Consider the following 14,625-nt stretch of genomic DNA (forward strand, 5'->3'; position numbering starts at 1 on the left):
TCACCGTACGTACCCTGGGTCACCACGCCAGCAAACTCAAAGCCCGTCGGAATCGTCACCAGCGCAAACTCACCACCTGCCTTCGGATCGCCATCGACCAGGCCCGACTCATTGACCGTCACAGCCTGGATCACACCACCCTCAGGACCTTGGGCCTTAGTGATCGTCACCGTCAACGTATCCGTCGCCGTATCACCATCAGCGTCCGTGATTACGAACACAAACTCTTCCGTGCCGCTCACATTGGGCTTGGCCTCATACGTGTAGCTGCCATCCACATTGATCGTCAGCGTGCCACGATCCGTGCTAATTACTGCCGGGGCTCCCTCAGTCGGTGCCGTGAAGGCTGCGCCATTCAGCGTGAAGCTCTTAGCACCACCGTCCGCATCCGCACCAAAGTCAAACGTAAAGCTGCCCGCCGCCGTCGCATCCGTGCTGTTGCCAGCCACCACCTCCAGCGCCTCGCCCACCGTCACCGTCGGGATATCGTCAACAATAGTGATTTCAATCGTACCGCTTGCAGTAGTGCCACCCACACCCGTGACTGTCACGGCAATCGGATCCTCATCCAAAGTATTCCGCTCTGCACCATCAGGGTGAGTCTGGGCTCCATTTAGCGTGTAACTATAAGTGAGTGTCGCAGTCGAGCTGTCACTACCGGGCGTGACAGCAGTAATCGTCAACGTGCCACGGCCTGTATCAACGCTTTTGCCTTGCCACTCAGACAGCGTAAACGTTTCATCATTAATCGTTATTGTCGCGATGCCGTCGGTCGAGGAGAGCGTTATGGTACCGCCAGTCGTCTCACTATGATCGCTATCGTCGCCCAAACCTTTTTCGTCGACAACACCCGTCTGGCCACCTGTATCTTGGCCAGGGATGACATCCACTTTGCTTGCATCTTCCGCACCCTGGATGCTAAAGCGCAGTGTCGCAGTCGCCTCGTCACCATCTGAGTCCGTTATCACATAATCAAACGCGAAGTCCAGCGTGTCAGCCTCCGTCAGGGCTTGCACCGCAGACAGACTGTTGTCCAGCTTGAACTCCCAGGTGCCGTCTGCCCTCAGCGCCAACGTGCCGTACTGCTCTGCCCGGGCAACCTCGGCAGCGTTGTCACCCCACGCCACCAGCGTAACCGGACCGTCAATCGCCGTATCGTTAGCCAGCACATTCCCAAACAGCCGCTCAACAGCCGCATCCTCAACCACCGTGCCGCCATCTTCATCATTGGCCACCGGATCCGTATCCGTGATCAACACACCCAGCTCGCCATCACTGGTTTGTTCCAGGGTGTCGACTGCGATGATTTCGAAGCGGTCAACGACGGATTCGTCGCCGGCCTGGTGATCTTGTGCGCCGGCGACGGTGTATTCGTAGCCGATGGCGCCGGTGTCAGGGTTGTAGCTGACCAGTTTCAGAGAGCCCTTGTCGGTACCAATGGTGACTGGGGTGGTGCCGAGGTTTTCCAGAGCCGACAGTGTGACGTCCTGACCTGCGATGACCAGTTTTTCCAAACCTGCAGGGGCGTCAACGATGAAGGTGCCGCCCACGGCGTCGGTGGCGTCTTCGGCAATAGAAACATTGCCGGGAACCACATCAGGGCCGTCATTTGTGTCGGGGATTTCGATGGAAGGCTTATCGAAGATGGACGCATCGCCCGTGGCTTCGCCATTAGAGGTCACACCGTTATTGTCGATCGCCTTCAACTGGAAGGTCTCTTCGCCTTCGTGCGTGTCATCGGCCACCGTAGGAACGCTGACGCGGATTTCGGTCACGCCGGCAGGCAGTGTCACCTTGCCATCTACGATGGTCAGGGTCTCGGTGTTGCCGCCCGCGTCAACGTAGGTGACAACGGGCTCGCCAACGTCGGCAGCGTCGGCGCTGTTGGTACCGCCGGTGAGCACGTCGAGTTGCAGCTCAACCTCTTGTGGGTCTTTGACCTCTCCAACCAGTTTGACAACAAACTCGGCGGGTTCTCCTTCGCGCACACGACCACCGCCTTCCACCACGATTTCGGGGCGGTCGTCGTCGGGCGTGTCTCCGGGGCCGCTACCATCGTCGACGATGGTGCCCGTGCCTTCACCGCGGATACCGCCTGGCAGTTCTGTGCCGTTAGCAGTCTCGCCTTCTTGGGTGACGATCAGCTTGAAGTCTTCTTCGCCTTCGAAGGTTTCGTCGTCGCCGCTCTGAACGGTGACAGTCACGCCATCAATGGTGTTGGGCGGCAGTTCGAAGCTGAAGGTGCCGTCGCCGTTATCGGTGACAGCTACCGGTACACCGCCAATTTCCACAACAGGAGGAACGCGGGAATCGACATCGTTGTCGTCGGTGTTGCCGTGTTCGATTTTGAGGGTCACCGTGGTGGCGTTGTCTACCGGTTTGTCGAAGGTAACTTCGAATGTGCCGGTGTCGCCTTCGTTGATGGTGACATCGCTGACAATGATTTTAGGTACGTCGTTATCAAGAACGGTAGTCGTAACGGAACCGCCATGCGTGGGGTTCTCGTAATTGCCGCCCTCGCTGGATTGAATGCCGATTTCTCTGGGGTCGTTGCCCTGCACCAGGTCGTCGTCGCCACGCGACTCAAACGTAACGGAACCTTCGGTTTCACCAACTGCAATGGTGATTTGCTCGCCATTGGTCAGAGTAATGACCAGTGGGGTGTCCTGAGGCGGCTGTTCAACACGCGCCGTGATGGTGATGGGCTCACCTTCAACAACAGTTTCAGGGCCTTCCAGCGTAATCTGAACAGGGTCATCGTCATCCATCACCACCGTCGTGGTCGTGCTGGATGTATCCAGGCTCTCGTAGTTACCGCCGGTCGTGTCTGCCACACCGACGGTTTCCGGAATATCGCCCTGGAGATACACATCGTCCGGGCGTGTGTCGACCACGACCGTACCGGTGGTTCCGCCAACGGGAATCGTAATGATCGCGCCGTTCGTCAGGGTGACTACCAGCGGCGACCCGGCCACGGGGTTGCTGACAACAGCGGTATACGTAATGGTGTTGCCTTCAACGACATTGGAAGCCGCGCTGATCACCAGGGTGCTGGGTGCAGTCAGACCATCAACCGGCGCTGCGGCGCCTTCACCACCCACACCACCGCCACCCAGGCGAACGTCTTCGATACCCGGCTGACTGGGGCGCGGGTATTCAAGACCCAGCGGCGTGGTGGTTTCGATAATGGCCGCAAGACGCGTGAACGAGCTGCCGCCGTCATCACCGCCACCACCGGTTGTTACCGCAGCAGTAGCATCAAGGACTTCGAAAGGATCTTCACCGGCTTGCAAGGCGGCCAACACGCGTGCGGCATCGCCATCGGGCAGCGCACCGGCTGCTGCAGCGGAAGGATCAACAGGCGCCTGCGCCATATCAGCACCCAACTGGACTTGGCGGTTTTCGCCAATGCTCACAGCCGGCATACCTTCGGGCTGCAGCTGTACGCTGGCACCGTCGGCGGTGACAATCTGTGCGTCTGCAGGCACGCTCATGCCTTCGCGCAAAGGCGTCAGAGAACCATCAGTACCACGAACCCATGCTTGACCAGTAACTTGCGTGATGAGAGAAACGGATGCCATGTTGAGCCTGCTCCAGGAAATTATCGACACACCAGCGGAATGCTGCGTGCTGTAAACGCGCAACGAAACTAATAGTCACCGATGTTACGAAAGGATGAGGGGCATCGCTATTGGCGTTGGCGACAGTATTTAGCAAGGAACTGTCAAATTTTGACAAATAACAAGAAAGGCGATGAAACAGGGCGTAGCTCTGACACCACATGGCGCCGGAACCAACCTGAAACCCAAAAGGCAAGCCCACGGCCCTGAATGGAGCCGTGGGCTTGTTGATGCCTGATTTCGACTACAGCTTACTGGTCAACGTTGATCTTGCCTTGATCGATGAGCTTGGTGATGATGTCGCTCTGGTCGCTCAGATTCGCTCCTTCAGCAAAGTCAGACAAAGCAACCCCTTTAAGGACAATCTGTTGATCACTGTTTGCCGCAACGCCGGCAAGCCCGCCCTGGGTATTGATGTTGATGATGGTGTCGCCACCCGCTTCGGACAGATGCAGGAAATTGGTGAGGTCCTGCCCTGCTTCCCCTACCAGAAGGTCAGCCAGGTCAAGCGTATCGCCATCGGTCGGGTCAGCACTACCCATCTCGAAGTCCATGACGGTATCAACCGCCCGGCCGTCTCCTACCGAGCCTTGGTCTCCGGCCACCCATTTGAAGGTGTCGTCGCCGTCACCGCCATACAGCGTGTCGTTGCCTTTACCACCGATCAAAGTGTCATTACCGCCGCCTCCAAAGAGGATGTCATTCCCGGCGCCGCCATCCAGTTCGTCACGATTATCAAGATCAGTAGAGCGATTGAAGTGTTCGTGATTGATCGTAATATAAGTCTGGACATCTTCATCCGTTACATCAGCCGCTTCCTTGGTTATCTGGGTTCCAACATATGCTTTAAGATCATTGATCGTGAAGATACCGGTATCTTGTCCAGGCAGAATAAGTGAATCCCCGAACAGAATGTCGTCTTGGTCGTCTCCGCGGATTATGTCTTGACCCATTTGAACAAGATCGATCCTGCCTAAAATAGCCTCGGCCAATTCACTCGTATCGATGCCTGTTTGTGGATTCCCATCAGAATCGTAAGGACTCAAATTAGAAAAAGTAATACCTGATCCGATTCCTATGGCTTCCACTGTAGAAACATCATCAAGAAACTCAAAAGCAGCTATCGATTGTGTTCTCTCTGTATTCCCGGTACTGCTTCCATTCCCGCCTCTTCTGGACCACTCATGCCCACCCTCTCCATTGGGTAGAACAGTATAAGTGTTACCACCAAAAACACGAGTTGTACCAATGGAATAATCATTGGCATTCCCTTGCCCTGGAAGAGTCTCCCTTTCATCATGTTGATAGTATGTGGGCATACCATCAGTAACAAAGTAAGTGAGATTTTCTCCTGTATTTGCCGCCACATCGGGAGAAAGAAACCAGTTAGCCGCGTCTTTGAAAGCTGCTTCGTAGTTGGTTCCCCCACCACTCGAAACAGTATTCATGAAGGCGTCCAGCTTACTGTCAAGCGAAGGGTCATCCAAGCTGAAAACCACTGTATTTCGTAAAGACGCGTCGAAATCAGAAATATAAATTTTTACAGTACCTGTTTCTTCCGAGGGATCGTTTTCCGCGCTAGCACGCAACGCCTGGATCACAGTGCGGATAGCTTGCTTGGCTTGGGTAACTCTGGTGGCTCCCATACTGCCAGAACTATCTACGATAAAGGCGATGTTGTAGTTTTTCCCGGGTTCAGTAACCGGGTCGGCCGGTATGTCTCCGACAATGATGGAATTGTGACCCACGCTACTGTTTATTGTGTCGCCACCAGCGGTCCCAATCTTGATTTCATAATCCTTCACCACATCAGCAACGTTAATGGTAAGTGTTGTGGAAACCAGATCTCCATCGGCATCCTTAACGGTGTACACGAAGGTATCGACTTGATCTGTGCTGATTGCATTCGCTTTCGCGACATAGGTGTAACTGCCATCCGCATTCAGCGTCAGCTTTCCATATAGCCCGTCGATCTGGGTACCGACTGTATTCGCATCATCCGTATGTACCGTTGTATTGGCTCCGGCAACCACACCCACGACACCACCATCCCCCCCATTCCAGCCATCCGCGCCAGCGTGGTCGTTGAACAATACGCCATCTTCAACAAGCACGGTCAATGTACCGCCCTCGGCTACATCCCCCGTATCTGCCGCCACCCTCGGTGCATCATCAACAATATTCACCGACAACTGCGAAGTGGCCGTCTCGCCTAAACGATTTTCAACGACCACCGCAAATGTTTCCAGGTAACCCGTACCTGTCGCATCCGGCTGGCTGTCGTTGTCCACATGCCCTGTCAGCGTGTACCGATAACTAATCGTGCCGCCATACTGGTCGCCGGTAAAGCCCATCAATGCCAACGTGCCGAACGCAGTATTAATAACCTGTGCTCCATTCAGATTAGCCAGTTGCGCCGCTGTGAACTCCAAGTCACCAATCTTTACCGTACCCGTATCGCCTAGACCATCCGGCGAAGTAAAACCGAACGACCCTATCTTCACCAGCGCACCCGGATTAGATGCGGTACCTTCTTCCAAGTTGGCCTCCAGCACCTGTTTATCGCCGCCGGTTGCACCAATATCACCCGACAGTTCTACGCCATCGTTGGTACCCGTGATCGTGATTGTCAGTGTGGACTCCGCACTGTCGCCATCCGCGTCCTGGAAACTGTACTTCAGCACAAATGGCACGCTATCGGTTGCCGCCAATTGCGCAAGCGCCAAGCTTTCAGGATTCAGCGTAAATACCCAATCACCATTGTCTTGTGGGGTGAATGTGCCGTAATCGCCTAGCGCTTCAAGCACAGCAGCATTGTCAGCATGGCTCCAGTCCACCACGCCTTCACGGCCGTCCTCGCCTTCGTCATCGTTAGCCAGTACGTTACCGTCGATAAAGCCAGCCTCATCTCCAGCGGTAATATCATCAGAATCCGCAACAGCAGTCGGCTCACTATCCGTAATATTCGCCACAAAGTCCGCAGACACGCTGCGACCTTGGTTATCCTGAACGGTAATGGTGACGGTATCAAATACCGACTCGCCATCATCGCCGTGGCGATGATCCTGGCGACCATCGGAAACATAGCGATAGCTGACTTCACCTGTTGCCGGGTCGTAGCCAGTCAGCAGCAGCAAACCACGATCCGTATCGATTTCAATGGGAGTCGCATCGGTCGCGGCTTGCAACTGAGCGAGCGTAACAACCAGCGAGGTTTCCACCGGGGCATCGCTGCCGCCGTCTGTACCCGATTCTTGGGAAAACTGGAAGGTCAGGGATTGCAGCCCACCCGGGGCCGTGAAATTGAAGGTGCCCGTGACGCCAGTTTCGGTGTCTCCTTCGAAAATCGACAAGGTCCCAGGGACGCTTTGGGGAGGTTGGCCATCGCCTCCAGGAATATCGTTACCGTCAGGGATATTGATGGTCGGGCCATCGGGAACGACCGCAGGCGGGACAACCGCCGAAACCGGGTCGCCGGCCCCGCCACTGATCCCGCCCAAACGAATATCTTCAATCCCCGGCACAACTGGACGCGGGTATTCCAGGCCCAGCGGTGTGGTGGTTTCCACAATCGCGGCAATACGCGTGAAGCTGCTGCCACCGTCGTCGCCACCTGTACCTGCCAGAACCGCAGCCGTGGGGTCGAGCGCGGCGAAGGGGTCTTCACCCGCCTGCAGGGCCGCCAGTACGCGCGCGGCTTCGGGGTCGGCGGGGACGCCGGCTACTGAAGAGGAAGGATCTGCTACCGGAGCAGCCACCGAGCTCAACTGAACATCGCGATTGCCGCCGATTGTCAGTGGCTGCATGCCGTCAGGCTGAAGCTGCACGCTGGCGCCTTCGGCGGTAACAATTGCGGCATCGGAGGGAACGCTCATGCCTTCGCGCAAAGGCGTAAGGGAACCATCTGCGCCACGGACCCATGCTTGTCCGGTGACTTGCGTGATAAGAGAACTGGTAGCCATGTTGCACCCCTTTACAGGTAGCGGGTTGGCACCTTACAGGCGGATACGTTTGCAAGGTGCAGACATACTTCCAAAAGCCTAAGGAAAGCTTACGCACCGATACAGGCGGAAACTATTGGCGTCGCCGCCAATCTTTGGAACCAGTTGTTTCAAGATTTAAATAGGGGACATCCCGTCTTGCTGGACAAATTTGTCCAATTTCCTGTTCTGACGGTATGACCTAGAGTGCTCTGATCACGGCAGATCAGACAAGCACCCACTGTCCTCTTCGCAATCCATATCCATATCAAACTATTATTAATATATCTTTTTTGATAAAATTTATATGCACGGTAAAGACGTCATCAAGAAACTCCACGCTCATGGACGTACTATGGATATTCGTTACCCGGCTTTAATCACCGAGGAGCCGGAAGGCGGTTTCTGCCTTCAATTCGTCGACCTCGACGAAGCGTTCACCGAGGGTGACACCCTGGAAGAAATATTTTTCAACGCCACCGAGGTGTTAACACTGACTCTGGAAGGCCGTCTTTCCGAAGGGTTGGCGATACCTGAGCCCAGCCAGGGGGTTAAAAAGGCGCATTACATCGCCCCGGACGCCAAAACACAGGGTGTTTTGTTATTGCGCGCAGCGCGCGGTGACCGTAGCTTGGCGGACTTGGCGCGAGCGCTGGAAACAAGCTGGCCACAGGCCAAGCGTCTGGAAGATCCGCATCATTGGCCCAGTCTGAGAACCCTCGACAAAGCCGCTCGCGTGTTAGGCAAGCGGCTAATACTCAGCATTGAGTAATGCCTTGAGGCCGGCTTACCTCGCCGTCAGCTGACGCCGTGTACCTTCAAGGCCAGCAGCAAGCGGTCGTTGACACCGAGCTTCTGGAACACCGCGGAAAGGTGGGCGCGCACGGTGCGTTCGGTAATATTCAATGCTTCGGCAATGGTCTGGTTGCTGTGACCAATCGCAGCGCGTTCGGCGACTTCGCGTTCGCGCTGGGTCAGGCCGTCGGCCCAATCGCCCTGCCGGGGCATGTTTTGATCAATCTGGCGCAGCAGGCGTGCCAGCAGGGTCGGGCCCATCCAGATACCGCCGGCATTCACTGTCTGCAGCACTGTGCCCAGGGCTTCGACGGGTGAATAGGCATGTACATAACCGCTGGCGCCGGCGGTAAGCACGCGCTTGCCTTCTTCATCGCTGGGCTGCATGGTGGCCACCACGACTTTCATGCCCTGGAACTGCGCCGCCCATGCAGGGTCGCCCCAGTCGGGCAGATGCGGCATGCCTGCGTCGAGCATGACCAGGCTGCGGCCTTGTTCGCGCCAACGGCTCAGGTCTTGCAGGCTCTTGCCGCGTGCGGGCATCCAGTCGGGCTGGGCCAGCTGGCGCCAGTGTTGCCACAGGAAGTCGTCGTGAGTAATCAACAAAACAGAAACGGCTTGCATAGCTGCTTTCTCTCTTATCAACGCTCGGTAAAGGCGTTGGATCTTGCCCGCAGAACCGGCTTGAGCAGGTACTGCATTACTGTGCGCTTGCCCGTCAGCACATGGACTTCAGCCATCATGCCGGGAAGAATGGGTAGCGCTTCGTCGCCTACGTGGGCACGTTCGGTACGTACTTTCACCACGTAGAAAGAATTGCCTTTTTCATCGGTAATGGTGTCGGCGCCAATCTGTTCAACTTCACCCGACAAGCCGCCGTATACCGCAAAGTCATACGCAGTGAATTTCACTTCGGCCTTCTGGCCGGGGTGAAGAAAGCCGATATCACGCGGGTTGATGCGCACTTCCAGCAGCAGCGTGTCGTCGGTAGGCACGATTTCCAGAATATCCTTGCCCGGTTGCACCACACCTCCAATGGTATTGGCCGACAAGGTATTGACGGTGCCGCGCACGGGGGAACGCACCTCGGCAAGTTTCACGCGGTCAACCAGCGCTGTCTGCCCTTCACGCAGCGTGGCAAGGCGGCCCCGGGTTTCAGAAAGATCGGCGCGGGCCTGATTGCGTGCGGTGAGTTCTGTTTCCTTGATTTTGATGGTGGCTTCATCAATCGACGCACGGATACGGTCGATCTGTGCCGTTGCCGCCTTCTGTTCACCACAGAATCGGGCAACATCGCGCTGCAGCCGTAACAAGTCGACTTCAGACACGGCTCCACTCTTGAGCAAAGGCCGTGTCACAGCAAGTTCGCGCGAGGTCAGGCTGCAACTGGATGCGGCCTGATCCCGATTCGCTTCGGTTTCGCGCAGCTCCTGTTGCCGCTGTTTAAGCTGCTCTTCCGCCTGCCTGACAGTGGTTTCAATTTCCAGTATGCGGTTTTCCCAGACTCGCCGCTCCATATCGATAATATGTGGAGCTTCCGCAGCAACTTCTTCTGGAGCAATAAACGGTTCGCCCGTGGCGATAGCTTCGAGCCGTGCCGCCTTGGCCAACAGAGAAAACATTTCAGCGCGATTTTCTCCCAGCGAAGAGGAGAAACGAGTCGGGTCGATGCGCAGTAAGACATCGCCCTGTTCGACCAACTGTCCGGGCCGTACCAGAATTTCCTCGACAACCCCGCCATCCAGACTTTGAATGACCTGAATCTGGCGCGACGGAACGACTTTACCGTCACCTCGCACGACTTCATCGATATACGCCAGGCTGGCCCAGACGATTAGGGAAACGATGACTAGCAGGCTTACCCAGATCAGCAAGCGAGAACCTCGTACCTCTTGCTGTTTGAGCGCCTTGATGGCGTCCTCATGGACGGCTTGAGCCTGGCTTGATGTTTCTGACTCGATAAAAGACAGTGGGCGGATGCCCGGCAAAAAGAAAATACGCGGAATCATGCGGGCCTCCGCGAACTGCCGATGCGCCCTTGCTTCAGCGCTTCGATCACTTGTTCTTTAGAGCCATCGGCCATGACGCGACCACCGTCGATAACAATCAGACGATCGACCAGATCCAGCAAGGAGGTGCGGTGGGTAATGAGTACCATCGTCTTGCTTTGGCTGGCTGCTTTCAGGCGCCGTTTGAGGGCCGCTTCGCTCTGGTTATCCATATTGCTGCTGGGTTCATCAAGCAGCAAAATTGGCGGGTTGTTAATGAGCGCACGCGCCACGGAAATAGATTGTCGCTGCCCACCAGACAGCGAGTCGCCGCGCTCGCTGATCATCATGTCGTAACCATCAGGGTGTTGGGCGACGAATTCATCAATGCCGGCAATCCGGGCGACTTCCAGCATTTGCTCATCTTCTGCAAACGGAGCGCCCATAGTGAGGTTGTATTTGAGGCTGCCGTAAAACAGCACCGGGTCTTGCGGCACATAGCCGACGGAACGGCGCAGATCAGCGGGGTCAATCTGTTTGATGTCAATGCCATCGATCAGCACCGAACCTTCGGTCGGAGCGTATAAGCCGAGAATGAGTTTTTCCAAGGTGCTCTTACCCGAGCCGATACGGCCGATGACACCCACCCGCTCGCCGGGTTGAATCTTGATGTTGATGTTGTTGAGCGCCGCTTGCCGGCTGCCGGGATAGGCAAACGAGACATTCCGAAACTCAATGCCGCCTTCCAAGCGGGGGCGCGGCACAAAGCTTTTTTGCTCAGGGCGTTCCACCGGCATCTTCATGTAAGTGTCGATAGAGCCCAAAGAACTGCGTGCGTTCTGCCATTGCATCATCAACCCGGCCACCTGTCCCAGTGGCGCCACGCAGCGCCCGGCGACCATGGAGGAGGCAATGATGCCCCCCAGGGAAAGTTCAGCCTGTTGAATCAGGAAGGTACCGATCACGATGACCGCTATCGTTACCAATTGCTGACACATCTGCACAAAAGCAATAGTCGTAGAAGAAATAAATTTGATGCGTGTGCCGAGGGTAGCCAGGAACTCGGTGGAGGCTTCCCATTTACGCTGCGCGGTACTTTGCGCATTCAACGTTTTCAGCGTTTCCAGGCCCGATAGAGATTCCACCAAGCCTGCATTACGCTGCGCACTGGCCTGAAAGGATTCCTGTACCAGACGCCCCATACGGGCCTGAGAGACAAAGGACACGGCCAAAATCAGAATAATCGCCACGAGCGGCGGTATCACCATATAGGGCGAGATCCACGCCATCACCCCCAAAAACAGCAGGACGAAGGGAAGATCAACCAGCGTTGTGAGGCTGGCCGATGCGATAAAATCGCGCACCGATTCAAAGGAACGCAAGTTGGCCGCAAACGAACCCACAGATTCAGGCCGGGCATCCATGCGCAAGTCGAGCACGCGCTCCATGATGCGGGCAGACAAGCGCATATCGACCCGCTTACTGGCCTGATCCACCACATACGCTCGTATGCTGGTGAGCACCATGTTGAACACTATGACCAGGCCAATGCCTAGTGTCATCACCCACAATGTTTCGATCGCATTATTGGGCACAACACGGTCGTACACGTTCAGGGTGTACAACGGCATGACGAGTGCAAAGATGTTGATCAGCACGGCCGCCACCAAGGCGTCCCTGTACAAGCGCCAGTTATTGAAAACGGCACTCCAGAACCAATGGCCGGCTCGATCTTTTTTGTCTTCACGAGCACGGCCTTCGAATCGGAACAGGGGCTTAATGAAATAAGCCAGGCCGGAATATTGCTGAAGCAGTTCCTTACGATCGACCTCTACAGCGCTGCTGCCGGTTTCCGGAAACAGCACTTGAAAGCCAGACTTGCTTTTGCCTAGCAACACGCAAGCACGACCATCCTTCATGATGAGAATGGCGGGCAGCACCGCAGCAGGCAAATCGTCTAATTTGCGACGCAGCAAACGCGCAGAGCAATGCGCCCGCGCTGCCGCTCGGGGCAGCAACGAAAGCGTCAGTTTGTCATCGACCAGAGGTAGGCCACTCGTGAGCGCTTGGGCAGAAACCGGGTTGCCATGCAGCTTGGAAATTTCCACCAGACAAGCCACAAGCGGGTCATCATGTGTCAGGTGGGGTGGCACATGGTCGGGGCTGTTCAACAAACCATCCATTAGAAAAGATTGTCCTCATCTTGAATCAGATCGAGTGAATCGCGTAAGCGGCGGCGAGCGCCCTTACGTCGATTCAGCTTAGCCAAGGCTTCAGGCGGAAGATCGGTCAAGCGCAAAGTGCCATTGGCAACCAAAGCGTCGATCAAGTCTTCCAGCACTCGTATGAACTCGGCGTCAAGCGCGGTAAGTTCTGACTTTTGAAGATCATCCTTTTCCAAAACTACTCCTTACGCATTGCGCTAACTGCTTACCAGCCGCTGGCCTGACCCGTTCCGGGTGTCTGTATGACTGGGGGTTGCATGCCATCGCGATATTCCATACGAACCGGCTGCAAATTGCTGGTATCGGGAGCGGGAGTCATGCAAGCGATCAGGCTTTCTTCGGGAAATTCGAGATCGGAGGCCTCATTGGGGGCTTCGTTATATGGCTGGCTAACCGTAACGGCGGGCAGAATCCGATTGGAAAGCGCCAACCACTGATATTCGGCCTTTTTGAGGTCGTAGATACCGTTGACCAAAGCGCGACGCGAATCGAAAAGCTCGTTTTCGGTGTCGAGCAAATCGAGCAGAGAACGCTCACCGATCTGGAACTGCTGCATGTAGGCGACCCTTACTCGAGAAGTTGCCATTTCGTGTTCGCGCAAGAACGGCAGTTGTTCGCGTAGCTTGACGATGTTGTTCCAGGCTACAGAGAGGTCTTGCTGCACATTGCGGCAGGTGTAGTCTCGCACATCGCGTGCGGCGTACGATTGAGCCTTGGTTTGGCGTACGCGCGCTGCATCTGAGCCGCCACGGAACAGGTTGTACGACAGCATCAGCTGCACGCTGGAATTTTGTGCATCGCGGTACGGTGTGCCGGGTTGGTCTTTGTCCTTACCTGTTTGGGCACGGAACTCAAGCGTGGGCGCGAATGCCCCTTTTGCAGAAGATACGCCGGCTTCGGCTGCCTGAACCAGGGCCTGCTTGGACAAAATAGCCGGGCTGCTGCGTAACGACGGCACAAAGTCTTCCGGGTTGGCAGGCAGGTAGGAGGCGGGATCCGGCACATCCAATAATGTGGCGGGGGGAGCCTCACCAACGATGCGGCGATAGCGCTGCGACACATCGTTAAGGTTGTTGGTTTCCGTCATGAGGTTGGCCTGGGCCAGAGCCAGACGACCATTCGCCTGCTCAAGGTCAACACCGCGCCCTACACCTGAGTTTGAGCGTTCACGAATGCGTTCCAATGTGCCTTCGTGCAAACGGTAGTTTTCCTGTGCAAGCCTTTCCATTTCACGGTAGCGCTGCACGTCCAGATAAGCATTGACGGCTTCCATCGCCAAGCTATCGACGGTCGCCAACAGCTCGTAGTAACCAGACAGTTTTTCAAACCCTAGTTGCTTAACGTTGTTAATGGTGGAAAAACCATCAAACAACAACTGCCGCAATTGCAGGCTATAGCCGTTGCGATTCCAGTTGGCAGAGCGGTAATCGCCGTCGCTGCCGCGCCACTCGCGACCGGTCCATCCTTGCAAATTGACTTCTGGCAACAGGCCCCCACGCGCCACATTCTGCCCTTCCAGAGTAGATTGAAAGTCCTGGAATCGCGCGCGGATCTCGGGGTTGGACAACACGGTTTTCTCGACTGCTTGCTCAAGCGTAGTGGCGGCCTGGGCCCACGTTGCAACAGGTACGCACGCTGCAATGACAGCGCTCGCGATTATGCTGCGATTACTTTTTGTTGTGACTTTCATCTTGATCTCCTTGAAACGTATGCACCCTCGGACCCTGAGGGCCGCAAGCTGGAGGGCTTGCTGATCGCAATCAACGGATACCGGGAAACAGGTTGAAAAGGGACAGCTGTACAGAGCAGTAGGCTGCGCACAAATAAGGCGCCACCGCCCAACGCACGCGTTAGGTGGAAAAAACTGAACTTCGGTGTAGACGGTTTGGGAATAGCCCGACCAAACAGGCCTCTGCGAGAAGCAAAGTCGACCGTCTGTTCAAAAAAACACCCCATGGCAGGAGTATCCACAATAGGCAAGGCGGAGCTATGGGTTTCTGGCCCATATTCTTGGGGC

At 55.8% G+C, this 14,625-nt stretch carries 8 protein-coding genes; 1 reads left to right on the forward strand and 7 read right to left on the reverse strand.

Going from position 1 to position 14,625, the window contains the following annotated elements:
• A partial coding sequence (locus VRY85_RS03485; protein ID WP_414597207.1) for a retention module-containing protein occupies positions 1-3,581 on the reverse strand: 3,581 nt, incomplete at its 3' end.
• Between the two features lie 290 nt (positions 3,582-3,871).
• Positions 3,872-7,582 (reverse strand): retention module-containing protein, encoded by a 3,711-nt coding sequence (locus VRY85_RS03490; protein WP_414597208.1) that lies wholly within the window; start codon positions 7,580-7,582, stop codon positions 3,872-3,874.
• A 325-nt stretch (positions 7,583-7,907) separates the two neighbouring features.
• Here VRY85_RS03490 and VRY85_RS03495 point away from each other — a divergent pair, with 325 nt between their 5' ends.
• Positions 7,908-8,372: a type II toxin-antitoxin system HicB family antitoxin gene (locus VRY85_RS03495; protein ID WP_414597209.1), complete on the forward strand. Its 465-nt coding sequence runs from the start codon at positions 7,908-7,910 to the stop codon at positions 8,370-8,372.
• A gap of 26 nt (positions 8,373-8,398) precedes the next feature.
• Here VRY85_RS03495 and VRY85_RS03500 read toward each other — a convergent pair whose 3' ends face one another.
• The 5 genes from VRY85_RS03500 to VRY85_RS03520 are packed head-to-tail and all read right to left on the reverse strand — an operon-like array spanning position 8,399 to position 14,298.
• A complete protein-coding gene (locus VRY85_RS03500; protein WP_414597210.1) occupies positions 8,399-9,019 on the reverse strand; it encodes a LuxR C-terminal-related transcriptional regulator in 621 nt (206 codons plus the stop codon).
• 17 nt (positions 9,020-9,036) lie between these two features.
• Positions 9,037-10,404, reverse strand: a complete 1,368-nt coding sequence (locus VRY85_RS03505; protein WP_414597211.1) for an HlyD family type I secretion periplasmic adaptor subunit — start codon at positions 10,402-10,404, stop codon at positions 9,037-9,039.
• Complete coding sequence (locus VRY85_RS03510; RefSeq protein ID WP_414597212.1) at positions 10,401-12,566, reverse strand: type I secretion system permease/ATPase; 2,166 nt, start codon at positions 12,564-12,566, stop codon at positions 10,401-10,403. The genes VRY85_RS03505 and VRY85_RS03510 overlap by 4 nt, the downstream gene beginning before the upstream one ends.
• The gene (locus VRY85_RS03515) at positions 12,566-12,784 is read right to left on the reverse strand and encodes a hypothetical protein (protein WP_414597213.1); all 219 of its coding nucleotides are present in this window, start codon (positions 12,782-12,784) and stop codon (positions 12,566-12,568) included. The genes VRY85_RS03510 and VRY85_RS03515 overlap by 1 nt, the downstream gene beginning before the upstream one ends.
• A gap of 29 nt (positions 12,785-12,813) precedes the next feature.
• The gene (locus VRY85_RS03520; RefSeq protein WP_414597214.1) at positions 12,814-14,298 is read right to left on the reverse strand and encodes a TolC family outer membrane protein; all 1,485 of its coding nucleotides are present in this window, start codon (positions 14,296-14,298) and stop codon (positions 12,814-12,816) included.
• Positions 14,299-14,625: the final 327 nt, after the last annotated feature.

It is taken from the genome of Achromobacter sp. F4_2707, assembly GCF_047501535.1.
Taxonomy (GTDB): Bacteria; Pseudomonadota; Gammaproteobacteria; order Burkholderiales; family Burkholderiaceae_B; genus Yanghanlia.

Excerpts from the sequence above, each read along its gene's own strand:
- VRY85_RS03490 (WP_414597208.1), bottom strand. The coding sequence starts at position 7,582 with ATGGCTACCAGTTCTCTTATCACGCAAGTCACCGGACAAGCATGGGTC.
- VRY85_RS03495 (WP_414597209.1), top strand. The coding sequence starts at position 7,908 with ATGCACGGTAAAGACGTCATCAAGAAACTCCACGCTCATGGACGTACT.
- VRY85_RS03500 (WP_414597210.1), bottom strand. The coding sequence starts at position 9,019 with ATGCAAGCCGTTTCTGTTTTGTTGATTACTCACGACGACTTCCTGTGG.
- VRY85_RS03505 (WP_414597211.1), bottom strand. The coding sequence starts at position 10,404 with ATGATTCCGCGTATTTTCTTTTTGCCGGGCATCCGCCCACTGTCTTTT.
- VRY85_RS03510 (WP_414597212.1), bottom strand. The coding sequence starts at position 12,566 with ATGGATGGTTTGTTGAACAGCCCCGACCATGTGCCACCCCACCTGACA.
- VRY85_RS03520 (WP_414597214.1), bottom strand. The coding sequence starts at position 14,298 with ATGAAAGTCACAACAAAAAGTAATCGCAGCATAATCGCGAGCGCTGTC.